This is a genomic window from Leptospira alexanderi serovar Manhao 3 str. L 60 (genome assembly GCF_000243815.2).
Classification (GTDB): Bacteria; Spirochaetota; Leptospiria; order Leptospirales; family Leptospiraceae; genus Leptospira; species Leptospira alexanderi.
Map to the genome: position 1 here is coordinate 62,501 of NZ_AHMT02000027.1, position 24,939 is coordinate 87,439.

The window sequence follows — 24,939 nt, forward strand, 5'->3', positions numbered from 1 at the left end:
CTTGTGTGGGTCTTAAAATGCCGCAACGAGGATCGTTTCGATTTCATTCTTGGGAAGTTCTCTCGGAAGGGAATCCAAAAACGGAAACGAAGCCGCAAGGTTTGCGATCGATGGAAGATCGATCTTTCTCACCTCGTATTCTGAAAGCCTCTGGGGAATTTTTAGTTCGATAAAAATTTTACGAATACCTTCCACGGCCTTAATCGCCGCTTCAATCACGGAAATATTAGTGATATCCTCGTCTAAGGCTCTCGCGATCATCACATACTTACCTGCGGAGGAGGTCAGATTGTATTCCATAACATGGGGGAGTAGAATGGACATGGACTGAAAGATATCTAAGTTTGTAATATTCGCACTTGCTAATGAAAGAGCGAAACAAAGTCCGAGCGAACTCGAGGATTGAGCGATCCCTGTCAAAAGACTCGCCGCGTAAAGACCGTTTTTATAGTTTAAATTTTTCGGATCTCTGATCGAAGGAATCAGGTTTTTTTGTAAAAGTTCGATGGCTCGGAGCGCGGAAGAGATCGTAAGTTCCGTGGAAAACTTGGAAAGAATCGTATCCACGGCCGCAGCCAGAATTCCTACACCTATTTTGGAAATGTCTGAGGAACTCATAAACGAGGAAATCTTAGGGTCGGCAATGATTAGTTCGGGAAATAAGAACTCGTGAGAGAAATACTTCGTAATTTTTTCATCTCCTAGAAGAAGCGTCGAGATGGGAGAACATTCCAAACCGAAAATAGGATGAGTCGGAATTAAAATCAGAGGAATCGGTTTTTTAAGCTTTGCCTTCTTGTCGTTTATCATGTCTTTCGCGAAGATATCGTTTGTGACAAGCAGGGCAATGAGTTTTGCCATGCTGATTGATTCGTAAGAGCCGTAGCCGATAATACAATCGGCGTTTGCGATCTTCGCGAAATAAGCGGCCGTATCTAATTCTTCCGAGGTAGGTTCTTTGACGATGTCGTCATAGAGGATGACTCCGTCGATATGTTTCTCTAAACTCGTTTTGATCATGGAAAGTTCGTCCATATTCTCCAACTCTTGTTGAGTGGAAAATATCACGGTTCTTGAACCGATATTTTTGACGAAGTTACCCACTTTGTACCCGCAATCGGCTTCAAAGTGGATTTTTGGAGGAAATGTGTAATGAACCCAATCAGGGAGTATCGGCATCGTTGTCGTCTCCCGGAGCTAACCTAGCGACTCGGAATATTTCTAATTTAGATAGAGGTAAAAATCAGTTTATTCGTACGGTTTTTATTGACCCAACATAGTTTCTGAGATTCTGTCCGCGATTGTATTCAAAACGTCGGAACTCAGGTTGTCGTAATCTCCGTTTTTCAACTTTTCCTTAATTTCTTTGAGCTTAACGGAACGATCGCTATCGTCCGGAGTAGAAAGAATTTTGCGAGTTATAGTTTGAATTTCCGTTTGAAGTCGCGCTTCGGATGCTTTTTGTTTTGCGGTATCGGAAATAGAAACGTTATCGAAAGTTTCTTTTGATTCAGCTTTTTTAACCGGAGTTGTTCTTTTCGGTTCGTATCCGCTTCCACCGATCCCACCGATTTTATCGATAGTCATGATTTGTTACCTCTACTGAATTCTATCGGCCGATCTAGAAGAGCCTTTAAGCATTTTTTTCCGATTCGTATTGATTAAAACCACAAATTCACCCTTATGGACAAATTTCTTCGGGTTTTCAGAGAGAAAAGGAGAGAAATATAGGATTTCTTCGTGAATTTTTGTCATTTCCCTACCAACAAGAAATTCGGAATCTGGAAAAACTTCTTCTACCGCATCCAAGGTATCCCCGATTCTATGAACGGATTCGAAAAGCATAACAAGTCCTTCGAATTTTTTCCATTCGGTAAGTTGATTTCTTTTTTTATTTTTCTTTTCGGATAAGAATCCAAGGAACAAAAACGGATTTGCTTGCCAGCCGGAAATTCCAAGCAATGCCGTGAGGGCACTTGCACCCGGAACGGGAGTGATTTTAAATCCTGCCTCTCGAACCACTCGAATCAAATGAGAACCCGGATCCGAAACCCCCGGAGTTCCTGCATCCGAAACGAGTGCGAAGGTTTTTCCCACTTTCAATTCTTCTAATATACCGGAATATGGAGTTTCCGATTGATCTCTGTAGAGGGTGGAAGCGGGTGTCGAGATAGAATAAGATCGGAACAGTTTTCTAGAGTGTTCCGCATTTTCGCAGAGAATTCGATCCGTATTCTTTAAGATTCTAAGCGCTCGAAAGGTGAGATCTTCTAGATTTCCGATCGGAGTGGAGACTACATAAAGAGTTCTCGGTTCGAGAGGAATTTCCGCAAATGATTCGGGAGAGGATTCTTCCCCTAAACTCATAGATTACAACCCGGAGGAGAAACTCCGGAAGGACAAACACAACCAGTCTCTTCCGCGCCTGTGATCGTGCAAGGATTACAAAGTGTTCCGACGGGACAATTTTGTTTTACCGCGGTTGTGCAGGAAGCGTTATTACATTCCGAGGGATTGCAACTGGAACCGACCGGACATAGGTAGGGCCTGGAAGAAGAACACATCTTCACGGGGGTGGAAGGATTGGAGAAGATTCCGCTGTTCAAAAGGGCTCTCATCGTGAACGTATAAATCTCACACTTAATAAACGGAAATACTCCCGGCGGAGGAATCTGATTGAGGATCCTGTGGGTTTGTAATTTAGAAGAATTTGTAGATGCTTCGGAAGAAAGATGAGGAAAGGAAGGTTGTACACCGTTTTCTAAATACACGCCTCCAGCGGCGAGGGTTTCCGCAACCGAAGGAGCTGTCGTTGTGATGTAGAGATTATAGCCTACGAATTGTGGTTCCGCATTGGTCACATAATAGCGAATTAAAAATTCCGGTTTATAGTTGTTCGGCTCGGACAGAAAGTCTACGTCTTTTGAAATAGTGTTCGTGATTCCCTCGTTTACCGCGACGATACTTAAAAATTGAGGAACCCCTACTGGAGAAATAAATATAAAGGGAGATTGTGCCACATCTGTGTTTCTACCACAACCTAAGAAAATCCAAATCAAGGAAAGAATTGGAAGAAACGTTGGACGAAGAATCTGAAAAGCCATTTTTATCTTGCGTAGGATTTGGTTTCTCAAAAATTAGAGACGAATTCCGTTATTCAGGATAGAATTTCCTAGATCGGCGGTCTTACAATCAAAATTTCTCGAATTTCTTCGGAGCATTTAGTGGTTAGCATTCGTAAATTAGTTCTTTATTCTGGGATTTCAATCGTGCTTATTGTACTCGTTTGGATTCTTTTTTCTTCGGAAGATTTAAGTGAGAAAGAAAAAAAGAGTAAAGAAGCTGATAGTGTTGCTCTTCTATTAGGCGGAGGAGGAAGTTCATCGTCTTCTTCCGGATCTTCTGGCAGTAGAACGAGCGAATCCATTTTCGATTCTTCCTTTTATAAGGCCGGAAAGGGCGAATACATTGAGGCTGAAAAAGGAGAACAAAAAGAAGCCGATCCGAATGCGGCTGATGCCGATAACCCTATCAATCCTCAAACGAATAAACCTTATACCAATGAGGAGATGGAACGTTTCAGCCAACTTCGGGAACGTTTTCCAAACAATTCCCTCGTTCCGAAAAAGTTAAGCCCTGCGGAAAAGGAAGCGAAAAAACAGGAAGACAATCAGGTTGCGGAAGCGGCAAGAAATGTTTACGCAAGAACTGCTTCTCCGGCTCAAATCCGTTTGTATTACAATCATATGGAAAAACAAACTCTGGATAGAATGGATATCATCAATTATCTTGTGGATTTACAAAAAGGTTCCGGAGATGACGAGACCGAAAAAAAACTACAGAACATTCAGGATTCTATCAAAAACCAACTCCAACAGGTTCAAAAGGATAAGGAAAACGCCTTTCAACAAGCCGGATTGTAGGAACCTCCACTAAGAGAATTGGAAGAAATTGGGCTAAAAAAGTGAGGAAAAAAACAGCCGATTTTTCACTCACTTTTCCTTCATTTTTTCTCCCCTTTCATTTATCTGAAATTCTGCGCCTAAGCGGCGTGGGATTTGCGCCCAAATTAACGGTACTCTATTTTATATGGATCAGTAATCGTTTAGATTTCTTTTTGACAGACACTACATTATACAATGGGATAATCGGAATGCGCTAACAGTTTAGAATATTCTAAACTTCTGATCCACTTTCTTCGGAAAGGATCGGAAACCGAAAACTGGATTTAGGGTCTAGTCCGTAATCGTCCAGATGAAACGAAGGCGGAAGCCTTTCCCGTTTCCACTGATTTCTGTGAAAGAGAGTGATGTATTTTCGCACAGATTCTTCCAATTCTCCGGAGGCTGATTTTTGTATTTCCGGATCTTTTGAAAGAAGTTGAACGATTTCGGAAAAATCGGCGCCTCGTACCGTGAATAACTCTTCGATTTTTTGTAAAAGAGGATAAGGCATTAGATCCTTTTCGTCCTCTTGTTTGTCTTTCAGAGGTTTCAGTTCTGCGCTTGGAGGAGAAAGTACAATCTCTTTCACCGAAGGATATGCGGGAAGGATCGAATCTTTTCCTTCCGCGACAAAGCGCAGCCATTTCAAAATAAATTCTTTACTAACTCCTGTAAGAGGAGCGACCGATCCGGAAGAATCCCCGTCCATCGTGGTATAACCGACGCTTGCTTCGCTTCTGTTTCCGGTGGAAAGAAGAAGATGTCCGTTTAAATTTGCGAGCATCCAAATGATCGGAGAACGGATTCTCGCCTGTATGTTCTGCAGAGTTAGATTGTGCTCGTTCCAGTTTAAAGTAATCCCCGTGATCTCGGAAATTTTCTGGGAGATATTTTGAACTTCGGTGTCGATTGTAAGCTCTCCGTGAACGGACTTGACGTCTTCGGCCAATGCTTTTGCAAGAGATCTAGTCCGGTCCGAATTGTTTATGGTCGCTTGGTAGAGAGTGGAAAGAATGGAGTCTTCTTCTATTCCTTGGGAGCTGAAAAATTTTTCGCCGAGTTCTTGTTTGGCAATTTTTTTCATGGCGGTCACAAGAAGGGCACAGACGGAACTGTCCGCTCCGCCGGAAAGAGAAAGTGTGTAACCCTTTGTTTTGGAGTATATTAGATAATCAAAAAGTCCTAACGCTACTGCTCTTGTGAAATCCAGATACGATTCTTCTTCTTGGGAAATGGAAGGTTCCGGAAGCGGATGATTGATCCTTGGGGTCCTTTTGGGAAATTTAAGACTGAGACGGATCCGATTTTCTGCGAAGGATTCTTTTGGGCTGAAACGGTTTCCGGAAGGACGAAAGTTTTTTACGCGATCGGCTCTGGAAGTTTCAAAGTCTATTTCACTGGAACAAAGATTGAAATCGCCGAAAAACAGACGTTGCGATTGCGAAATTAACTTTCCGTTTTGAACGATCATCGAGCCGCCTTCGAATATCAACCTTCCGGACTCGTTTCCGCAGAGATTGGAAAATAAATATACGTTCGATTCTCTTCTGGAATTTTCCTGAAAGATCTGTCTGCGGATTCTCTGTTTTCCAAACGCGAAGTGAGACGCTCCCGGAGAAAGGATGAGATCGGTTCCGGCTTTTGCGAGTGGAATCGAAGGCTTCTGTAGGACCCAGGAATCTTCGCAGATTTCCACTCCGAAAGAAAATCGATCGGTTTCAAAAATGAGGGAACCGAAAGGAATTACAGAACCGTCCGGAGCGGTAAAATTTTTCCGGGTTTCTTCTCCTCTTGTAAACCATCTGTTTTCGTAGTGCACTCCCGTGGAAGCAAGATTGGATTTGGGAACGATTCCCGCTACGACTCCGTTGCAAAGTACGGCCGCACAATTGAATAGATAAGGATTTTGGAATATAGGTAAACCAACGACTACGATCTTATTTTCGGTAAGAGGAAGAAGTTCGGTCAAAGAATTCCAGGATTTTTTCCAGATTCGGGGAAAGAAAAAAGAATCCTCGCATCCATAACCTGAAATACAAAGTTCCGGAAATAAGATCAGATCCGAGTTCTTTTCCTGTTCGAGAACTCTTTTGATTTTTTTTAAGTTTCCTGCAAAATCGAATACTCTCGTTTTAAGGGAAACGGACGTAAGCCTCACGGGTTGCATGTTTTACAAGATCCAGGTTGAAATTTGTTTTGAAAGTGTTTTTTTATTGGAACTTATTTTGATAAACGATCTTGTTTGTGAGACTTGAAATTTCTTGGAAATAGGATTAGGGCAGGTTGGGTAGAATTCGAGTCTGCGTTCTTTTGGTTGAGTACGGTTTTGGAAGAGCCAGATATTGGGAGGACGAGGATTGTTTGTAAAGCCGGAAAATACGCGAGTCCATGCGATAGAATCTGTTTTTGAAATGGGCTTTCGATTTTTCCCGAAATTGAAAACGGGTTTTCGGATTCTTTCCTGAAAATTCACTGGTTAAAAACGTGTAAGAAAGAATTTCGATGAAACAGAAACTTTTAGAACTCATTCGGACTCACGCATACCGTTATTCGGAACAATCTTTTACCCTCGCTTCCGGAAAAAAGTCCAGACATTATTTTAACTGTAAGGAAATTACGCTCGTTCCGGATCGTTTGGAACTTCTCTGTAGATTTATCGTAGAACGGCATTTAGACGAATCGGGGATTTTAAAACCGCAGGCTTTCGGAGGTCTTACAATGGGAGCCGATCCAATCTGTTACGGGATCAGTTTGGAATTTAGAAAACAAGATAAGATCGTATATCCTCTGATTGTTCGCAAATTTTCCAAGGACCACGGAACGAAAAAATTGGTGGAAGGTGCGGTGCACGCGGTGAAAAGCTGCGTGATCGTAGACGACGTAATTACGACTGGAGGATCCACGATTCAGGCGATCCGTAGCATGCGTGATTCTGGAATTGAGGTCACTCAAGGAATCTGCATTTTGGATCGCCAGGAAGGCGGAAAGGATGCGATCCTTGCGGAAGGGGTTCAAATGTTTTCTATATTCAAAAAAAGTGATTTTGGGAATTTGGAACATGAGTGAATTTCCGTACGATTTCGATAAATTTCGAAGGAATCTGATTTTTCGTTCGATTGCCGTGGTTCTTCTTTATCTCGTGTTTATTGTCTGGAATTTTCTTAAGGTCCCGGAAGAAAATCGAACCGATTTCGTGAAGATCTTCGGTCTTCTTTCCGTGGTTCTCGGATTTCTGCTTTATAGAAATTTTTCCAGGCAGTTGAAAATTTTAAAAGGAGCCAAAGTGGAATTGACTTCCAATTCTTTGAGGCTCTTCAATTCCAAAGGTCAATCTTTTGAAACGAAATTCAAGTCCGTCGTATCGATCGAAAGGGACATGTTCCGTTCTTACGTTCGTTTTTTGATTGCAACAAAGGAAGACCTGATTCCGGTTTTGAATCTTTTAGAACCGGATCTATTTCAATCCGAGCTGGAAAAAAATTCCGGAAAGAAGGTGATCGTTCAAGAAAGCAGACCCGGTTTTTTACATCCGAAAACTCTTTTGTATTTTATTCCTTCTTTGATTATGTTCGGCGCCGTTTTTTACGAACCTTTTCATTTGAAAATGGAGTCTTTTTATCTGATCGCTAATATAAATGCCCTTCTCGTGGCGGTCTATTTTCCGGAAGATAAGGTAAAACTTGCGTATTCCGCAAAACGGAGATGGATTTTCCTTTTGGGGGCCCTATTGATAGCGCAGTGTTTAATTTACTTAAAAATTCTATAATATTCAAATATACGATTGCATGTAAAGTTCTAAAATCAGGATTCAAGAAGCGCAATGAAGAATAAAATAACCTCATCCCTTTCCGACAGCTTTTTCTAGGATGCTACACGCTACACTAAACCCTATCCACTGATTCCTAAAGCCCTGACATCTAAAACATTTTTGGTTTAGAGATCGCATTTAGCTTTCTCTGAGCGAGTCTTCTGAGTTCGATCATTTCTTCCAGATAAGAGGCGAGAACCTTGTCCACGTTGATGTTTTTTTCCATTTTCAAAAGGCTGTCTCGGATCAAACGAAGATTCACTTCATCGGTGACCTTTCCCGAGGTGATCAATTTACGAACCGTTTCAAACTCGCATTTTCTGAGATGTACTCTCAGTAAGAACTCGATTGAAAATTTAGAGGCCATTCTTCCCCAAGGGCTGTTCGGGTTGAAATTGGCCTCTTGAGCTCCCATACGATCTGTAGCTCTTTGAGAAAGAGTCGGCCCGAAAGAATTCGATAAAGGCGTCAATTTAGAGGATTCGTCAGAGATACTATTTTCTTCTGCGGGGTTATCGCCTTTGGCTACGAGAATGTCTTCCATGGCCTGAGAGCGAGATCCTTCTTCGAAATCGTTGGGATTGTTGTTCATCATCCGGATGAACTCTTCGAGCATCACGACGATATTGACCATTCTTCCGATCGGAGTGTTGTTCAATTCTCGGATTTTCGGAAAAAGTTCTCTTGTGATTAGGGAAGGGGATTTCTTTTTGTAGTAAGTTGCTTCATAAAGACGTTCTAATTTTTTTTCTGAATAGTATTTCAAGTCGTTAAGAATTTTGAGATCCGCATAGGCGTACGCGTCGACGCCCGGATCGCTCATCTTACCCATCTTTTCTTCCGGCAAAACGATTTTAATGATGAATATGATTTTGGCCGCCCGAAGAGCTTCGAGAATGTTTCGAAGATCGTCCGGTTGTCGTGAATAAAGCGACATCATTTCCTTAATGAAGGCATCCGAAGTTGGAATTTTTTGGTCTTCTCGAAGATTCACTTTCCGAATTTCGGAAGCGATTTGTAACGCTACTTCACTTAATGCGCTCATAAGAATTAAGGCATCCTATTGGAAAGAAGGTTTCGAATCAAGTTGGTTTTCATCCTGAAAAGCGAAAGAAAGCGTCTTCATTCTTGGCTGATTCGAAAACTCAATTTTTGTAAAGTATATAACGGAACCGAGCAGGAGAGAATTCCTAAAACCGGCGATAGGATTAGAAAAAAGATCGGCACTTCCGGAGAAACGGTGAATTTTAAGGTCCATCCGAATGCGTTCTTGTTGACGACGTATAGAACTATGGGGGAAAGAAAAGACGCCAGAAGAATCCCAAAACAAATGGAGACGGTTGTGATGAATACACTTTCGGTCAGCAAAATTTTTCCGAGTTGTCTAAAGTCCGCCCCCAGATATTTGAGAATTCCCAAAGTGTTTTTTTTCGAAATGAGATTATGAAACAAAGAGGAAATTAAAGAAAGCATGGCGATGATAAAAGCGGTCGTTTTTAGTGTTTCTAAGACTCCGAAAACTTTATCCACTCCTTTCGTATAAAGCTCTCGCAATTCTTTTACGTTTAACAATTTTAGGGAGGAATTTTTTGCTAAAATTTTAGAGATCGATTCTTCCGATTGTTTTTGGTCCGTGTCTTTCTTTAAAAAGATCTTAATCGAATTGTATCCGTTAAGTCCGAAAAACCTTTCGTAGTTTCGAATATCCATCATGATCGTTCCACGCTCCGAAAAAAAATGTTCCTTAATGCCTCGAACCTTGAATTCTTTTTTTCCGAATTTCGTTTCGATCAGGATCGAGTCTCCTACGTTGAAATTTTGCAGGTAAGCCATATTGGAGGAGATTAGAATTTCGTTTTCCGTTTCTATTAGGCGTTCCGGAGAATCCTCCCGGTCGTGCGTTGCGAACGTATATGCGTGAATCGTAAAGTTTCCCCGGTCCGTTTCGACTCTCGTATTCACACAAAAACCGTCGAGGGATTTCACTTCTGGAATTTGAGAGAGTTCGTTTAACAAACGTATGGGAACTCCTCCTTGAATTCCCGCTGCTAAGTTTGCTGTATTGATGATCGTAAACTCGGCGGGGAATTCTGCTTCGGCCCAATCGTTCAAGGATCTTCGATAACTGTCCGCTAAAATCGAAAGGCAGAGCACAAGGGAAGTGGCGAGCATCAGAGTCGCGGATGTGAGTGTATTTCGCAGGGTTTGGTTTTTCATTTCTTCCAAACCTACTTTCATAAAAACAAAAGACCGATCCGATCTTTCTAAGAGTTTAAAAAAGAATATCACAAAAATTTTAAATACCCAAGGAAAACAAAGAGTAAAACCGACTACGATTCCGCCGATTCCCAGAAGTCCGAAGATCGGAAATTTCCAGCGAAACGGAAAGAACGCAATACAAGTAAAGATGAAGAGAAGTAAAAGTCCGATCGATAATAGACGGAATTCGTTCGTTCGGTACGTTCCCGAAGAGGATTCTCTCAAAATGGAAACCGGAGAAATTTTTCCCGCTCTAAAGGACGGAACCGCGGCGGATAAAAAGGATCCGACGATTCCGATTCCTAATCCCAGTAGCCAAGTGGAAATAGGAACGGTATTGTAGGTTCTAAGATAGGAAAGATCCACAGAAGTCGCTTCCGGGCTAAAAAAATCAAGTTTCGAAAAAAGAAAACCAAGCCCCAGTCCTATCAAACTTCCTAAAATCCCCAAAAACAAAGCCTGGGATACGAAGAGGGAAAATGTGTGACCCGCACTCAGTCCCATCGTTTTTAAGATTCCTAATTCTTTTTCGCGGCTGACGTATAAACCGGACATCGTGTTAGAAACCATAAAGAGTGCGATTATAAGAGAAATGAAAGAGATCACCAAAAGATTGAGCTGAAAGGAGCGTAACGCGTTCCCAGATTTTTCCCGGATGTCTTCCACTGTTTCGACTCTGTAGTCCGGACCTAATTTCTGTTCAAGAATCCGTTTTTGTTCCGATCGGAACTCGTCCGGTTGGATCAAAAGAAAACTAACGTGTCCCGCCGTCTCGAATCTTTCCATTGCGGATTCTATGTCTTCCATAAGAATACTGCCGCCTTCCGTATCAAATACAATCAACTCCGTAACGGAGAAGTTCTTCGAGTTCGTGCGTATATCTACTTTGGAAACTCCGATCCTTTGGGAAAGGGAGCGACTGATAAAAACGGAAGAAAGTTTGTCTCTTGTGTTTTGTGTACCGGAATTTTGGATTTCTGATTTGTAAAGAAACTCGTCGGATTCTTTTAAAAAATCCAAGCCGATAAATACGCCTCGAACCGAATCATTTAAGATGACTTCCTTTTGAAACCGAGGAGCGATTTTTACGATCCAGGTTAGGGAAGGGTCTTTCGATAGATCGTGGATAAGCGAGACCGGAAGGTTTTGATCTCCTAAAGAGGAAGAAATTTTGATCTTATATTTTCCTTGGAAGTATCCCAGAGAGAAGTCGGTTAGGCTTTTTTCCGCCTTCATTCCGTTTGCGCTGGTCGAGATGAAAAGTCCTACGCCCAAAGATATTCCGGCTAACGCAAAAAACGCACCGAGCTTATGGCTTCGAAAGTATTCGAATAAGAATAGCGTATAAATCCGAAAAGACACGAGGTTTTAATCCGCCAAAGTTCCGTCCGTCATCTTCAAACGAAATTCCCCTAAAGAGCCGAGCTTTTGATCGTGAGTTACGATAAAAAGCGTGAACCCGTATTGTTTTTGCAGGTCTATGAGAAGTTGTATTACATTTTCCGCATTTTTCGTGTCTAAATTTCCGGTGGGTTCATCCGCAAGAATGAGAGAAGGTCGTTTGCAGAGGGCTCTTGCAATTGCTACTCTTTGTTGTTCTCCTCCGGAAAGTTCGTCCGGTTTATGAAATTTTCTCGAAGAAAGTCCTACTTTTTCGAGCGCTTCTTCCGCCGTGTTTCGGGCCTGTTTCTTTCCGATTCCGGAAATGTAAAGAGGAACGGCCACGTTTTCAAGCGCGTTTAAGTAAGGAAGTAAATGAAAAAATTGAAATACGATTCCGGTTTCTTCTCTTCTGTATTTTGTCAGTTCTTTTTCGTTCATTAAATGTAGAGACTTTCCGTTTACAAAAACCTCTCCGGAATCCGGTTTGTCTATGCCGGAAAGTATATTCAAAAAAGTTGATTTACCGGAACCCGAAGGCCCCATGAGCGTGATGACGGAAGAACTTGGAATGTCCAACTCCAATCCTTTGAGGACTTCCGTTTGAAGTTTTCCGCTTTGATACGACTTACGGAGATTTGAAATCCGGATTCTTTTGGGATCCGCTATGTTAGGGCTTGTCATTTCTTTGAGAGAACAGTAGAATTCGGAATGAAATTTGTGGAAAGTGAAAAAATTCTTAAAACCGGACTTTAGATTCTCACGGACGATTTACGCGAAAGATTGAGTTAGCTTCGGACAAACTTCAAATAAATATTGATTTTTTCACTCAATACGGGCTTTTGTCTAAAATTCGCGAAACGAATTTGTCAAGTTTGCAAACCCTGGTTATAGTTTTGGAAAATTGTAATACGAATTCAAAAATAGGAATATTCCAAGTTTAATAGATTCGTTTTAACGCGTAATTCTTGCGAGATCGGTTCCGGGGTAGTAGTGTCTCAAAATTTCGACATAGTTATAATTTTCTTTCGCCATTCCGAAACTTCCCCATTGGCTTAAACCTACGCCATGACCAGAACCCATTCCTTTGATAAGGAAGCCGTTCCCTTCTTTTTGAATTCCGAAACGCAAAGAGCGAACGGGAGTGCCGAGAGTTTGCCTAAAGTCTTTACCTCGGATTCTGGAAGAACCGTCCGTTCCACTGAGCTCTATAAGATCGACTCTTCCGGATGCTGTTCTGGATAAAACCTGAATCGATTGAATTTCGCCGAGTTTTAAGTTCGAAAATTTAGAATTGATGAGTTCTTGAGAGATCGTTTCTTTCCAATAAAAATTGTCTCCGGCGCTGTCGAACTCGGAAGCCACGATGGAAAGGTAGGGGACTTTTTTACCTCCCCAAATGTTTTCGGGAGTTTCTGTTTTTCCGCCGCTATTGGAATGAAAGAAGGCCTGAATCGGATTCTCTTCGAAGACGGCCATTACTCCGGTTGTATCTTGAACTGCTTTCGTAGTCAATGGATGTTCCTTTTCAAGGCCTCCGTATACTTGGGAATTTGTCGTGGCTTCCACGTCGTAAAAAGCATTCTTTTTATTTAATATTTCACGAACGGCATAAGTTCTTGCGCAGATTGCCTGGGCCTTTAACGCTTCCATCGGCCAGCTATAAGGAACTTCGGAGGGAACAACCGCCAAGAGATATTCTTCCAAAGGAAGTACATTAACCACAAGAGTGGAACCTTGGTTTTGGGGGATCAGATGAATTGCTCCTCGCACTTTGAGAGATTTATATCCAAGGCTCATGTTTTGGCTTACAAAACGAATCGGAGCTTTTAAACGTGAAGCGTCCAAAGAAATAATATCGATTCCTTTTTTAATCAAAAGATCGTTTGCGTCATAGACGGAAATGATTCCTTCCCCTCTAATTTGGAGATCACCTTCGGCTTTTCCAAGGAGTACTCTGATTTCGTGAACCGAACGGCTTTTATAGGGAGGGGTCCAAGGACGAATGATGACGGTGCTACAACCCACTTGAAAAAGAATGATTGTGAGAATGAAAAACAAAGTTAGTTTTTTGATCATAAAAAGTATCCCGGAGATACGTCTGTCTCTCTTCTTGAATATCGATGAGAAGCCGAAATCTCTATAGGAATTTTTGAGTTTTACGGGAAGTTGAAAAGGGCTTTTGACTTTGGAAAACGTGAGACCGACTTTTTCGGAAATGGACGTATACAATCATAATTGAAGAAAGGGCAAAAGAGGAAATTTTTAACGATAATTATAATCGTTTGCGTTCATTTGAGCCAAGATTGAAAGTTTTGGGCGGGATCCGTAACTCTGAAAATTTCAACGGATCATTCCCTGAAAAAACGGAAAAATCCCAATTGTCCTGAAAGTTTTGTAAATCGAAATTCGGTGATTGTGAGCACAAAAAAAGTTACGATAAGAGATCGGTCTTTTCTTGTGGGAAGAGGGTATTTAACCTAAAATTACGTTTCGATCCAAATTATAGGGCGAGATAAAAACATATTCAATAATTAAAGAATATAATAAAAATATAATTATATGAACGTTAATGGCGTTTTGGCTTGTCGGTTCTTAGGAGTTCTAAATTTGTATAACGTTCGCGAGGGACGAAATATGAATCTTATGTCGATAGGTCGGAATTCAACCGGATCAAATGGGTAGATTTTTGGAACTTAGGAACGCAACGGATTCCAGGTGAGGAGTTTGAGGATACGGATCCGTGATGAGAATTTTTTCTATCCGAAAGAAATCCTTCAATTTCCAGAGATCTCCTTTTTGGGAGGTAGGATTGCAGGAAACGTAAAAAAAAGAGGAAATCTTTGAATTCTTCAATGCTTCCGTAACAAATTCGCCAAGTCCGGCACGTGGAGGATCCGCGATTAGAATGTTCTTTTCCCGAGATTGAAGCAATACGTTCAGTTGGGAAGATGACTTTTTTGAGAAAAGATCTTCTCTCAAATAGGAGAATTCGATTTCCGGAAAATCGAAAGACATTTGTTTGCGGGCGATTTCCAAAGAGCTTTTGATGGAGTCGATTCCAGTAATTTTCCTAAATTTATGGGCGAAAATTCTACTAAAAAAACCGGAACCGCAAAATAGATCGATGAGATGATCGGATGATTTTGGAATTTCTTTTTCGATGAAATCCAAAATCGGTTGAAACCCTTCCGGATTGGGTTGAAAAAAAGAATCGAAAGGAACTCGAAATTCTTTTCCCGAAACGAATTCCAGATAAGATTCTTTTCCTTTGAGAACTTTTACTTCTCCGATCGCTGAAATTTCCCCCTTTCTTCGATTGAAACAAAATAGAATATGATCCGCTTCCAGATATTTTAAACAGACTTTCGCGAATTTCTCCTCTTCCTCCGAGTTTTTAAATTCTTCCACAAAGGTTAAAATCGTCATCAATTCGGATGAGTTTTTTGCCTTTCGCAGAGTGACATACTTTAGAAATCCTGAATCCGATTTTCGGTTATAAGGAAGGTCGGGAAATTCGGAGATCAGACTTCGGAATCTTTTCAATTCCGCATTTGATTCTTCGCTTTGAATAAAACAGGATTCTAAATCAACGATATGCCTGAAGGAACCCGCTTTCCTTTGTCCGATAATCGGTCCGGGAAACACGGCAAAGTCCATTCGATTTCTATAATGAAGTTTTTTTAGAGCCGGATATAAGATAGGTTCTATTCCGAAGTCTTTTTTATAACTTTCCAAAAGAGCCGAGGTTTTATAATTCCATTGTTCCTCATAAGGAATATGTTGTGCGGAACAACCTCCACATCTCGTGAATGCGGGACAAGGCGGAATTACGGTTCTTGGAGTTTGAGAAATTAAATCCAGTTTGGCGGCGAGTTTGCGTCGTTTCTTTTTTAAAAAAACGACGTTATAAATATCTCCGGGTAGAGAATAAGGGATCTCGATCGGAGTGTTATTTACAATACTAACTCCGCGGAATTTGGAATTCACAAATTCAACTGTACCTTTATGGGTGAAATTTGTGTTTTTATCGGGCATTATCGACCAGTCTATCGATTCGGCATGTGTGGTAAACTTTAGTTCGTCTTGAAAGTTGATTCTCTTATGAAAAACTTTCGGATAAGATTTTGCTCCCCTAAGATCTACAGGATAGAATGAGAAAGTTTTTTGGAAAAAGACGGGTATTTTTTTCTAGCAACCGATTGGTTTTATCTCAAGAACTTTTTAGTTGTTTGAAAGGTTTTAATCGACGGCAATAGATGCGATTTTTAGATATAAAATCTCTTATTATAGGGTAGAACCTGGTTTAAAAAGCTTTTTGAGATTTGAAGTTCTACTCAAGAACTATAGAATAGGAGCATCCGAAATTCTACCTTTAAACCGAAATTCGTTTCAAAATTCATAATACTCGATTCCGTAGAAATCGGTAAATTATCCGTCCTTTCGATTTGTTTTTGCGGGAATGCTTTGGATAAAGTATAGGAGACGTTTGACCTTGTTTTCAGAAACCATACCCGGGAGTTTAAAAACATTATCTGAATTTACGATTGATGATGTAAGTATTTTCAGTTTTAAGAATATTTTTAAAATATAATTTACTAATATTTTATGTTTTCGAAGACGATTATTTAGATAAAAGAAGTTTCGCTCGACATTCCCTTGTGAGAAAATGCGAACATAAAAAGGAGCCAACAGCTCCTTTTTATGTGATTCAGTTTGAATGGAAAGAATTGATTTCCTTCGAACTCTATGAAATCATTTCGTCTTATCGGAATCGACAAAGTATTTCATTCTGTTCCGTCGAGGATCGTAGGTAAATGAAAGATCAAATTTTTTCGGGTGCTTGTGACCAGATTGTCTTCTCCGCTCGTAGCATTCGGTCTGTCGGCAACGTTGAGTTGGGGAGAAAATACGTTATCTGCCTCATTCGAATCCCAAAAAAGAGTGTTGTCTATGGAAACGTTAAACAACAGATCTCCCTTTTTTTTGGAAGAATCCTTTACAAAAGAATCCAGATTTACAATCAATATGTACGGATCTTTCACGTCCAAATTGTTGACGGAAGGGGGGACTTTGAATTTAAGTTTTTGTGCGTTGGAATTCCATGGGACACTGGCAATCGAAGGCGGATTGAGGGTGCGGTCGGGTTTTGTGAAAGCATTATAATCATCCGAACCTCCTCCAAGCTGCAGTATGCCACCCGAACTAGAATCGATCGCTAATTCACCCATTTTACAAACTCCTCCCATTTCTTCAGGTTTTAATAGTTTGGAAAAGATAAAACTTGGAGAATTGATAAAGGAAACGGGACAGTCCTTACTAAAAAGTTTAGGGCTTACATCACCTCTTCCGACGGTATCGATCGGGGCAGAATTGGAAGTCGGATTGTTTAGCACCAGATCCACGTAACGGTATGTGTTTTCAGGGACGTCTTTCGGATCAAAGTAATAGGTAAAATCCCTTGCGATGATTCCCACTCGATCGTAGTCCTGTTTCTCTTCAGCCGGAATGGGAGAGATCGGTAGAAAAGCGGAACTCGAAGAAGTGCCTTCGGTTTGCAATCCGATTCGCATAAAACCGGTTTCACATACTTTAGAACCGGGAATTGGAGCTCCGGGCACTTTGAACATTACAAAATTTGCATTTTCTAATGTTTCTTTTCCCTTTTCCGGCCCTCCTTTGGCGACCGATTTGTAAGCGAGAACTTGGCAGATACCGATAGAAACTGCCGCCGGTGTGATGAAATGATCGTTGAATCCGTCTCCCGCACCGTCTCCATAGTTTTGCGGGTTATCTCCGGCGAGATCGGTTAAAAATCCGGACGTATGGGAACCTACTTTGAATTGAGAGGAACCGGCTTGGATGCGGGCCGCCGCGAGCGCACCCGTATTGGAAATACGAAACTCTGCCTTTCCACCCGAGTTGAGTAAGATTGCGGCTAACAACAAATCGTCCTTATTTGCGTTGTGATTCTTGCAACTTACAAACAAACTGATCGTGACAAACGAGATCAATTTGATTTCGCACAATTTACTTTTGTTCTGTTTCATCATATAAAAACCTCTAATAAAACTACGAAATCGAACGAAAAAGTGTGCCGGATTTTGGTGAAAAATCGGAAAATTTTCTGAGAATCCCCCATACGATTCCGAGTTCAAATTGAAATTGATTTACGACGCCTTCTTTCAAATTTCCCAAAACGTATCGAGCGATCTAAATTGCGCCCTAAACGGCATTTTATCGAACGACTCGTACATGAATCTAAATCGGCCACGAAAGAAATTAAAGCCGCATTTCGTTCTTTCCTATGTATTTTGTGTCAAGTCCTCCCCTGTTTTTTTACATAAGACGCATGAAGATTGTACCAAAAATTAACGGGTGATTTTTGCAAAGATATAGAAATTCTCACAAAATTGTGCGGAATCCAGAATTGTTGGCTTTTTTTGAAGAAGATCTAACATTCTAACTTTTGAAACAAACTTATTACAGTATTCTTTTCATGCGTCCAAGTAGTAACAAATCATTTACACGTTCGAACTGATACCCTCGGGCTGACTCATCCTGTCTTTTCAATCAACTATCTCAACGATATTGTCCGGGATCATATTATTTCGCATAACGCGAATTCCTTCAGAAACTATATTGTCTTTTTTGAATACACCTTTTGTTTCTACCAATATTCTTACTGAAATTTCTCGGATTGATTTTATATGTTTAAGACTTTACAAACGATCCCACCGCTTTTCCTACGTTCGAAAGCGGTGAGAAATGAATGTTACGGGTTACAAGGCGCGGCCGCGAGACTCATACCCGAAGTGAAAATGAAAGAACTTGAGGAACTCATTATATCCGCATTTCCGCCTGTCGTCGTTACAGTAGGCGGAATATGATCCCAATGATTGTTTTTAGCATACAAAGTGACCGTATTCGAAAGCGATATGGATAAATCATGATACGTATTGCAGGAAATGGTATTGTTTCCCACGCTTCCAGTGCTTCCTCCTCCCAAGTCCACGTTGGTATTGTCGGTATTAGGGTTGATGATGATTCCCCATCGATTTCGAGAAATCAAATTATTTTCTACTTTGATCACCGTGCTTGAGAAACTATTTCGGATCCCATAATAATTTGAGACGATGGTATTACCGGAAATGATATTTCCAGTTCCAGCCTGATTGGAAGGTCCGATATAAACCCCCGCTCCTCCAATGCTTCCGGTCAATGAGTTGTTTCGAATTGTGATTCCGGAAATAATGCCGAAAGGATCTCCAGAAACTTGAATGGCAGAAATGGTAATGTCACCAGAGTAAGGTTTAGGATTGGTAATTGTAAATCCGGCAACCGTACTGTCGCTTTCTAAAACCAAAGTAGCGTAATCGCCTATGTAAACCAGTCCCACTCCCAAAATCAAAGTAGGTCCTTCATTAGGAATGATCCCGGTGCCGGTATAACCGGAATTTCCCCCTTTTCCTTTACTATCTATACCTTTACCGGATTCATTTCCGATTAAATTTATACCCGCGGGTATCTTTATGGGAAACGTTTCTCCCAGCGCTTCATTGTAAATTCCGGGTGCTACATAGATCGTATTCCCAGGTTGCGACAACGCATACGTAATGGTTTTGTAAGGAGCGAGTGACGTTCCGGGGTTGGAATCCTTTCCCGAAAGAGCATCCACGTAATGAACGTTGGGTGTCGGTACTAAATTTACTAAGGATCTCTGAGGATTTGCCGCAATATCTAACAGCGATTTGTCGGAGATTCCAAAAAGAAGGAGCGAAGAATTTTCGTTTCCATCGTTTGCTCCCGCACATCCCGCAAATAACAGAAAAGCTGCCAGGCACATTGAAAAAATTTGTTTCATTTTATTTTCCTTAAGATTCCCATTCTTTATGGAATATGAATCTTTGTCCTCATTGCAACAGGCGGATGTTTTCATTTTGAACGGAAAATAAAGTTTATAAAAAATTATTGTAATTCCTTATCAATCGAAGACGTGAAAATAAGAATTTCGCAGGAATGAGAGCCTGATGTTCTCAGGTAACGTTAGAATCATTCTCAATACGATAGAAATGCGACACAACCTATAAAGTTAAATATCGCATTATAATCCAAAAGGGTTAATTAGAAGTCGAATTAAAATGTCTCTGAATCGATTGCGAATGGAGTTGTTGAAAACTTCTATCATTCGTTTGAATGAAATAGAAATCGATCCAAGATGAATTCGATGTCTATCGTGGAAAAATCTCTAAAAACATTTAATTTTTAATGTTTTCTAAAATAGAGTTGTTAAAAAATTACCAATAATACATTTAACAATAAATAGACGAAGTCCTGCGGCTAAAACAAAAACGAGATGTTTAAAATCTTTTCTAAAACTTCTAATAACGTCCGAGGTAATTCTAAATCTTTGAATACCGGTAAAAGTATTTTCTACGAAAATTCTTTTCTTACTACTGATCCCTACAAAAAAGAGTACCAAAAATATAACAATAATATCCCATTGTCATAATGCAAAATTTAGAAAGGGAAAAGTTAAAACGTTTGGAAAAACGTAGGTTGAAGGGAATTGCTCTCTTGAAGAAAGGCTACACGTGCTACGGAGTATCAAAAAAGCTTGGAGTCAGTAAGCAATCGGTAATGCGTTGGCGAGAAAGATATGAATCGGAAGGAATCGAAGGAGTAAAATGGAATGGTCGACGAGGTCGACCGACCAAATTGACCATTTCAGAGAAGAAAGAATTAAAAAGAATCATCTTGAAAGGTCCGATCAGTAACGGTTATCCGAATGAACTTTGGTCAACGTATCGTGTATCAGAAATCATACGAAAAAAATTCGGAGTAACGTATCATCAAGATTACGTAGGAATTCTCTTACATCAATTAGGATTTTCGTATCAAAAACCTAAAAGAAGAGCGTTGGAAAGAGATGAAAAGGCAATTGAAACTTGGAAAACGAAAACTTGGCCCGGTATAAAAAAAAGCAGAGAATGAAGGGTTTAAGGTCATATTTTTAGATGAAAGCGGAATCAGTCAGAATCCGTATACGGTAAGGACTTAATAGGTAAGACGCCGATCATTAAGCAGAACTTACTAGAAGCTATCTCAAAAATATCTTAGAATGATTGAAATCGGCGTTTTAAACAAAGATAAAGTATTTTTGAGATAGTTTCTAATCTTTTTAACTTCCGTCACAAGATGCCTTGGAAAAAGTTATCAGTAATAGGCGCTATTTCTCAAAAAGATTTTCACGTTCAGATCATAACAGGCTCTGTTAAAAGCCAGGATCTGATTTATTTTTTAAAGATACTTTTAAAGGAAAATCGTAAAAAGATTTTAATAGTTTGGGATAATTTATCTGCTCGTAAAAGCAAAACAATGAATGAATTTTTAAAAGCAAACGAGGAAAGGCTTCGAGTAGAATTTTTGCCTCCTTATGCTCCGGAGTTAAATCCGCAAGAATATATCTGGTGTCGTTGGAAGAAAAACTATATGGCTAATTTTTGTTCAGAGAATCTTAGCCAATTGATTCAAAGAACAAAATCTACTTTAGGAATATTGAAAGTAAGCGCCTAATGGAACACAGGTTCTCTGAATTGGGGTAAATCCTTCCAAGCAAGTGTCCTCGGCTCCGTTTCCCAAGATTTAAAAAGATCCGCCGCTAAAACCGCCGGGCTGATTCCCGATTTTGTTTCTAAATACGGGTCCGCTTTTGCTTCTAACAAAACCGATACGGATTCCCAACTTAGATCGTAAATCGCGGTGATTAACGGAGTTTCTCCTCGATCGTCGAAAAGGTTCGGATCGGCGCCATTCTTCAAAAGGAATCTTAGAAAGGATACGTCGTTGTGAAAGGCGACCTTGTGAAGGGGTGTTTCTCCTAAAAAATATTGTCTAGGATCTCTTGCGTGAACGGACGTGCCTTGATCCAGAGCTTTTTGTGCGAGTCGTAGATTGCCGCTGATTGCAGCGGAAAGAATTTTTCGATCCGCCATGGAAACGGATTTTCCGAAAACCTCTGGGGAAGATAATATTATTAAGATTGAAATTAATAAACGTAGGTTTTGGTTTGGAAAAGTTTTTTAAAACGTTTCCTAAAATTCTCTGAATGACGGATAAAAAATAAAAACATTCAATTTCATCTTATTGTATCGTCAGATTTATAAAAAATGTAAGTTAAAAAATGATCGAATGATTTGCCTTCCAAGTTTTCGTGTAGCCCAATTCGATAGTAAAAAACAATTGGTAACTCGTACCCAATTGAGATTTACTACCGGGACGCATAAAAATGGTGCCAAAAAGTAACGGGTAATTTTGCAAAGAGACGGAAGTTCTCAAGAATTGCGACTAATTCGAAATTGTTGTTTTTTTGAAAAAGATCCCATATTCTATTTTTTTTGAAACAAGCCTATCCTAACGTGAATTCGATATAACAAAATGCGAAAGCGATTATATGTTTCGACCCATAGGGAGTCGTTGCACTTTAGTTTCTTATTCGCCCAAACTTTCTTACGACCCTGCTCACGTTTAAATACCTATTTGGAATTTTCCAATTCCGAGATTTCGATCGAGACTGCGGCCGTAATCGCGTAGTCGTACAACCGATAATCGTCTCCGCGATAGAGCGGATGACGATACGAAAGATTGAAGTTTAGTTTTTCGGAAATGTTCGCGGAGAATCCGAAACTGACTTCTCTAAAAATTGCCGGAACTTTACCCTGATTCGTTCTTTTGAGATCGACACCTTCGTACGGAGTTCTATATAAAAAACCCGTAAAGAAAGAAAGGCCCGGCTTCCAAAGATACGTAACGTATCCGGAAAAGAGACTCGTTTTTTTAAGAAGGTACGTTTCTTCTGGCGGCGAAGAAGATGGGTTTCTGAGCCAATAAATAATGCCGTCGTTGTCCTGAAGATTGGTGGGTTGTGATTTTGAAAGTGGAAATATACCGCTGATTCTTCCTACAAAACTAAACTTACCTAAAAGATAGCCCAAGGTAAGACCGGGAATGCCGGAATAATAATTTCCCCCCGTAAATTTATCCGTATCTGGACCGGACGGAAAACCGACATTCGCACTGAGAACAATGAAATAGTTTTTTGAAAATCGACCAAAGGTAGATATTTTACGCCCACGTATGTTTTGCCGATTCTTGCGGCGTCGGAGCGATTTTTCTGCTCGTAATACGTGTAAGGGGTACTTAGATTCAGAGCGAACATTCCGTTTTTAAGGTTCATCTCTCCGAAAAAGGTGGTCGTGTGAATATTGCTATTTTCGTTCGTTTGTTTGAAGAAGTCCTGGGTGAAGACCACATAGTTTGCAGGCTTTTCCCTTTTGCCGGTGAACGGGTCCACGAAACGGGTGGATGATTGTTCGCTACCTCCCATTCCAGTGTGATGCGCTTCGAGCGAAAATATACGCAGGAAAAAAATTAAAAAGTAGAATATAAGAATATTTTGTTTCATTAAAATAGATTACAACCTATTTGGTATACAACTCGATCTTGCTGTCGGAAGTTTGCCAAAATCAGATCGTATAGATTCGAGTTTTGATAAGGATTGATATCCACGGGATTCGGGAGTGCGGAAATCGAATTTAAAATTGAAACGGAACTCTGATCCTGAAGGATTCCGTTGGATCTCCAGATTACCGGAAAGCTTCCCGGTTTTTCGGGCGTTATATCAAACCTACATCTTGGAAAGAGTTCCAGCGTAAAGGAGGGTATTTGTAGCCTTACTGTTTTTGCCGCGGGAGCGACGATCTGGAAAGTTAAATTGATGGAGTTGATTTTATACTTCACGGAAGCAAGATAACCGGAGGGAATTCCTGATATTAGAGGAACCGAAGAAGTATGAACGTCTCCCATGAGAATCGTTTCCGTGGTAATTTCTAAATTCGAATCGTTAAACGAAGGTGTTCCATATTCTTGTCCGTAAGGAGAAGCGACGGGTAAATCCAAAGGAACCGTATACGGGGTGTGGGACTTGGCGGAATGATCTCCCGCGTCGAAAGTTCTTGTTTGCCTGGGAACTGTAGATACTGGATTAGGATTGACTCGAATGGAAACTCCGTCCCAGAGAATCTTGGAGCCCGGTTGTAACTGAAGATTATAAACGGTTGCTGCGGAAACTACATCAAAATTTCCTATATTAGAATCTTGTTGATCGTCTGTATAATACAGAAGGGTTTTGAACGAGGCTGGTCTTTCGTTGAAAAGAATCAAAAGCCTCTGTAACATCTTTGCGTCTTCTTTTCTAGAGTCTCCTACGGAACCGAAGGTGCAGTTTCTCAAGAAGATGCAGAAAAAGATAAGTTTAAAAAGGGTCGCTATGTTTCGGGTCATTTACGAATTCCGTATCCGTTAAACTTTTCAAGAAATTCACGAGGTCCGCTTTTTCCCCGGCAGTAAGGCCGATCGCGAACACAAAACCGTTTTTGTTCGGATTGGCTCTCCCGTCTCCGGCATGGGGTCCGCCAATAACGTTTCTTCCCCCTGCGTTGTAGTGTTCCACTACGTTCTCCAGAGTGTCGATCGAACCGTCGTGCATGTAAGGGGCGGTCAATTCAATATTTCTAATAGAGGGCGCCCGGAATTTGCCTTTATCGGAGATCAATCCCGTAAACTCGTACAAACCCTGATTGTCGGGAGGATAGTCTCTGGTTCCGCCGATGTTGTAAAGGCCGTTGTTATGAAAAGTGACTTCCGCGGTAACGGCTCCGACATGCACGCTCGTTTCGGCGAAGTTAAAACCTCCGTGGCAATGAAAACATTCTCCCTTTTCCGAAAAGAAAATCTGAGCTCCACGAATGACGGAAGCTCTTTGGTTACCGAGTGCCGCAACGTTTCCGTCGTATAAAAATTTATCATAAGGAGAGCGCCCCGATATGAGAGTTCTTTCAAAACAGGCGATCGCTTTTACCACGTTGGAAACGGAAAAAGGATCTTCGAACGGAAAGGCTTTTCGAAACAAAGTTTGGTACCGATTCTCCGCTCTCAAACGATCAAGCATTTCGTTTTCCCGATTGGCAAGGCCTAGTTCCACGGGATGTTCGCCGAACATCGGAACGAGCATCTGGTCTTCCAGGTCTTTTAGAGTCGGATTGACCCATGTTTGACGGGCGTTATACGCAACATTGATGATTCCCTGTGTGTTTCTGGGATGAACGCCTCCCGTGGAACCGACGGCGGTCGTTAAGCCGTCCGTAAACGCGATCGATTGTTTGTGACAAGACGCGCAAGACTGAGTTTGGTTACCCGAAAGCTTTTTATCATAAAATAAGAATCTGCCGAGGTCCACCTTCTCTTGAGTCATCGGATTGGAAGCCGGAACGACCGGAACCGGAAATCCGGGAGGTAGATTCCAAACGTACGAGTTTTGCGGAATCAATAGAAGCAGAAGAGCTTCGTTAAGATCCGATTTCTTCTTGTCGAAAGGAGCGAAAGGAAGAATTCCAGATCCGCACTGAATCAAGAATAGCAAAGAAATAGAATATAATAAAAACTTCATATATTTGCTTCCTCAAAATGCCCGAAACGAACTCGGGCATT

At 40.9% G+C, this 24,939-nt stretch carries 19 protein-coding genes and 2 pseudogenes; 5 read left to right on the forward strand and 16 right to left on the reverse strand.

Annotation, left to right across the window (positions count from 1 at the left end; genetic code table 11):
- Positions 1–12 precede the first annotated feature (12 nt).
- The 4 genes from LEP1GSC062_RS09125 to LEP1GSC062_RS09140 form a co-directional block, all read right to left on the reverse strand.
- Positions 13–1,179, reverse strand: a complete 1,167-nt coding sequence (locus LEP1GSC062_RS09125) for an iron-containing alcohol dehydrogenase (protein WP_010578732.1) — start codon at positions 1,177–1,179, stop codon at positions 13–15.
- An 84-nt stretch (positions 1,180–1,263) separates the two neighbouring features.
- The gene (locus tag LEP1GSC062_RS09130; protein ID WP_002616547.1) at positions 1,264–1,587 is read right to left on the reverse strand and encodes a flagellar biosynthesis anti-sigma factor FlgM; all 324 of its coding nucleotides are present in this window, start codon (positions 1,585–1,587) and stop codon (positions 1,264–1,266) included.
- Between the two features lie 12 nt (positions 1,588–1,599).
- A complete protein-coding gene (gene rsmI, locus LEP1GSC062_RS09135) occupies positions 1,600–2,367 on the reverse strand; it encodes a 16S rRNA (cytidine(1402)-2'-O)-methyltransferase (RefSeq protein WP_020984024.1) in 768 nt (255 codons plus the stop codon).
- Positions 2,364–3,104 carry an LIC11073 family putative lipoprotein gene (locus LEP1GSC062_RS09140; RefSeq protein WP_020984066.1) on the reverse strand — a complete coding sequence of 247 codons (741 nt, stop codon included), beginning with the start codon at positions 3,102–3,104 and terminating at the stop codon, positions 2,364–2,366. The genes rsmI and LEP1GSC062_RS09140 overlap by 4 nt, the downstream gene beginning before the upstream one ends.
- 120 nt (positions 3,105–3,224) lie before the next feature.
- Between LEP1GSC062_RS09140 and LEP1GSC062_RS09145 the strand changes: the two genes are divergently transcribed.
- On the forward strand, positions 3,225–3,923 hold the full coding sequence (locus tag LEP1GSC062_RS09145; RefSeq protein ID WP_010578733.1) for an LIC_20245 family lipoprotein: 699 nt from the start codon (positions 3,225–3,227) through the stop codon (positions 3,921–3,923).
- A gap of 253 nt (positions 3,924–4,176) precedes the next feature.
- Here LEP1GSC062_RS09145 and nadE read toward each other — a convergent pair whose 3' ends face one another.
- Positions 4,177–6,111: an NAD(+) synthase gene (nadE, locus tag LEP1GSC062_RS09150; RefSeq protein WP_020984052.1), complete on the reverse strand. Its 1,935-nt coding sequence runs from the start codon at positions 6,109–6,111 to the stop codon at positions 4,177–4,179.
- 335 nt (positions 6,112–6,446) lie between these two features.
- Between nadE and pyrE the strand changes: the two genes are divergently transcribed.
- The gene (pyrE, locus tag LEP1GSC062_RS09160) at positions 6,447–7,010 is read left to right on the forward strand and encodes an orotate phosphoribosyltransferase (RefSeq protein WP_010578734.1); all 564 of its coding nucleotides are present in this window, start codon (positions 6,447–6,449) and stop codon (positions 7,008–7,010) included.
- A complete protein-coding gene (locus LEP1GSC062_RS09165; protein WP_010578735.1) occupies positions 7,003–7,710 on the forward strand; it encodes a hypothetical protein in 708 nt (235 codons plus the stop codon). The genes pyrE and LEP1GSC062_RS09165 overlap by 8 nt, the downstream gene beginning before the upstream one ends.
- 151 nt (positions 7,711–7,861) lie before the next feature.
- Here LEP1GSC062_RS09165 and LEP1GSC062_RS09170 read toward each other — a convergent pair whose 3' ends face one another.
- The 7 genes from LEP1GSC062_RS09170 to LEP1GSC062_RS09205 all read right to left on the reverse strand — a co-directional run bounded on the left by LEP1GSC062_RS09170 (position 7,862) and on the right by LEP1GSC062_RS09205 (position 19,255).
- Positions 7,862–8,797 (reverse strand): hypothetical protein, encoded by a 936-nt coding sequence (locus LEP1GSC062_RS09170; protein WP_020984077.1) that lies wholly within the window; start codon positions 8,795–8,797, stop codon positions 7,862–7,864.
- Positions 8,798–8,874: 77 nt separating this feature from the next.
- Positions 8,875–11,373, reverse strand: coding sequence for an ABC transporter permease (locus LEP1GSC062_RS09175; RefSeq protein WP_020984050.1), 2,499 nt, complete (start codon positions 11,371–11,373; stop codon positions 8,875–8,877).
- A 6-nt stretch (positions 11,374–11,379) separates the two neighbouring features.
- Positions 11,380–12,075, reverse strand: a complete 696-nt coding sequence (locus LEP1GSC062_RS09180; RefSeq protein WP_010578736.1) for an ABC transporter ATP-binding protein — start codon at positions 12,073–12,075, stop codon at positions 11,380–11,382.
- Between the two features lie 270 nt (positions 12,076–12,345).
- Positions 12,346–13,470 (reverse strand): SpoIID/LytB domain-containing protein, encoded by a 1,125-nt coding sequence (locus LEP1GSC062_RS09185; RefSeq protein ID WP_039941696.1) that lies wholly within the window; start codon positions 13,468–13,470, stop codon positions 12,346–12,348.
- 594 nt (positions 13,471–14,064) lie between these two features.
- A complete protein-coding gene (rlmD, locus tag LEP1GSC062_RS09190) occupies positions 14,065–15,429 on the reverse strand; it encodes a 23S rRNA (uracil(1939)-C(5))-methyltransferase RlmD (protein ID WP_010578738.1) in 1,365 nt (454 codons plus the stop codon).
- Positions 15,430–16,178: 749 nt separating this feature from the next.
- Positions 16,179–17,411 carry a sigma factor sigX-regulated lipoprotein SrpA gene (srpA, locus tag LEP1GSC062_RS09200; RefSeq protein WP_176091466.1) on the reverse strand — a complete coding sequence of 411 codons (1,233 nt, stop codon included), beginning with the start codon at positions 17,409–17,411 and terminating at the stop codon, positions 16,179–16,181.
- Positions 17,412–18,166: 755 nt separating this feature from the next.
- On the reverse strand, positions 18,167–19,255 hold the full coding sequence (locus tag LEP1GSC062_RS09205; RefSeq protein WP_010578740.1) for an LIC10774 family surface protein: 1,089 nt from the start codon (positions 19,253–19,255) through the stop codon (positions 18,167–18,169).
- Positions 19,256–19,902: 647 nt separating this feature from the next.
- Between LEP1GSC062_RS09205 and LEP1GSC062_RS25530 the strand changes: the two genes are divergently transcribed.
- Entirely contained in the window at positions 19,903–20,385 is a 483-nt protein-coding gene (locus tag LEP1GSC062_RS25530; RefSeq protein WP_020984080.1) for an IS630 family transposase, read from the forward strand.
- A 204-nt stretch (positions 20,386–20,589) separates the two neighbouring features.
- Positions 20,590–20,967 carry a transposase gene (locus LEP1GSC062_RS25535; protein ID WP_020984107.1) on the forward strand — a complete coding sequence of 126 codons (378 nt, stop codon included), beginning with the start codon at positions 20,590–20,592 and terminating at the stop codon, positions 20,965–20,967.
- A 74-nt stretch (positions 20,968–21,041) separates the two neighbouring features.
- Here LEP1GSC062_RS25535 and LEP1GSC062_RS09220 read toward each other — a convergent pair.
- From LEP1GSC062_RS09220 to LEP1GSC062_RS09235, 4 genes and pseudogenes are all read right to left on the reverse strand, one after another.
- Positions 21,042–21,523, reverse strand: a pseudogene (locus LEP1GSC062_RS09220) (ankyrin repeat domain-containing protein); the annotation flags it as partial.
- Between the two features lie 403 nt (positions 21,524–21,926).
- A pseudogene (locus tag LEP1GSC062_RS09225) lies at positions 21,927–22,855 on the reverse strand (LIC11086 family outer membrane transporter).
- Positions 22,855–23,733 (reverse strand): laminin/fibronectin-binding adhesin Lsa30, encoded by an 879-nt coding sequence (gene lsa30, locus LEP1GSC062_RS09230; protein WP_010578745.1) that lies wholly within the window; start codon positions 23,731–23,733, stop codon positions 22,855–22,857. Before lsa30 ends, LEP1GSC062_RS09225 begins: the two are co-directional and overlap by 1 nt.
- Positions 23,705–24,898, reverse strand: coding sequence for an MbnH family di-heme enzyme (locus tag LEP1GSC062_RS09235; protein ID WP_010578746.1), 1,194 nt, complete (start codon positions 24,896–24,898; stop codon positions 23,705–23,707). Before LEP1GSC062_RS09235 ends, lsa30 begins: the two co-directional genes overlap by 29 nt.
- Between the last annotated feature and the right edge of the window lie 41 nt (positions 24,899–24,939).

Coding starts and splice junctions, on each gene's coding strand:
- LEP1GSC062_RS09125 (WP_010578732.1), bottom strand. CDS start 1,179: ATGCCGATACTCCCTGATTGGGTTCATTACACATTTCCTCCAAAAATC.
- LEP1GSC062_RS09130 (WP_002616547.1), bottom strand. CDS start 1,587: ATGACTATCGATAAAATCGGTGGGATCGGTGGAAGCGGATACGAACCG.
- rsmI (WP_020984024.1), bottom strand. CDS start 2,367: ATGAGTTTAGGGGAAGAATCCTCTCCCGAATCATTTGCGGAAATTCCT.
- LEP1GSC062_RS09140 (WP_020984066.1), bottom strand. CDS start 3,104: ATGGCTTTTCAGATTCTTCGTCCAACGTTTCTTCCAATTCTTTCCTTG.
- nadE (WP_020984052.1), bottom strand. CDS start 6,111: ATGCAACCCGTGAGGCTTACGTCCGTTTCCCTTAAAACGAGAGTATTC.
- pyrE (WP_010578734.1), top strand. CDS start 6,447: ATGAAACAGAAACTTTTAGAACTCATTCGGACTCACGCATACCGTTAT.
- LEP1GSC062_RS09165 (WP_010578735.1), top strand. CDS start 7,003: ATGAGTGAATTTCCGTACGATTTCGATAAATTTCGAAGGAATCTGATT.
- LEP1GSC062_RS09170 (WP_020984077.1), bottom strand. CDS start 8,797: ATGAGCGCATTAAGTGAAGTAGCGTTACAAATCGCTTCCGAAATTCGG.
- LEP1GSC062_RS09180 (WP_010578736.1), bottom strand. CDS start 12,075: ATGACAAGCCCTAACATAGCGGATCCCAAAAGAATCCGGATTTCAAAT.
- LEP1GSC062_RS09185 (WP_039941696.1), bottom strand. CDS start 13,470: ATGATCAAAAAACTAACTTTGTTTTTCATTCTCACAATCATTCTTTTT.
- rlmD (WP_010578738.1), bottom strand. CDS start 15,429: ATGCCCGATAAAAACACAAATTTCACCCATAAAGGTACAGTTGAATTT.
- LEP1GSC062_RS09205 (WP_010578740.1), bottom strand. CDS start 19,255: ATGAAACAAATTTTTTCAATGTGCCTGGCAGCTTTTCTGTTATTTGCG.
- LEP1GSC062_RS25530 (WP_020984080.1), top strand. CDS start 19,903: ATGCAAAATTTAGAAAGGGAAAAGTTAAAACGTTTGGAAAAACGTAGG.
- LEP1GSC062_RS25535 (WP_020984107.1), top strand. CDS start 20,590: ATGCCTTGGAAAAAGTTATCAGTAATAGGCGCTATTTCTCAAAAAGAT.
- lsa30 (WP_010578745.1), bottom strand. CDS start 23,733: ATGACCCGAAACATAGCGACCCTTTTTAAACTTATCTTTTTCTGCATC.
- LEP1GSC062_RS09235 (WP_010578746.1), bottom strand. CDS start 24,898: ATGAAGTTTTTATTATATTCTATTTCTTTGCTATTCTTGATTCAGTGC.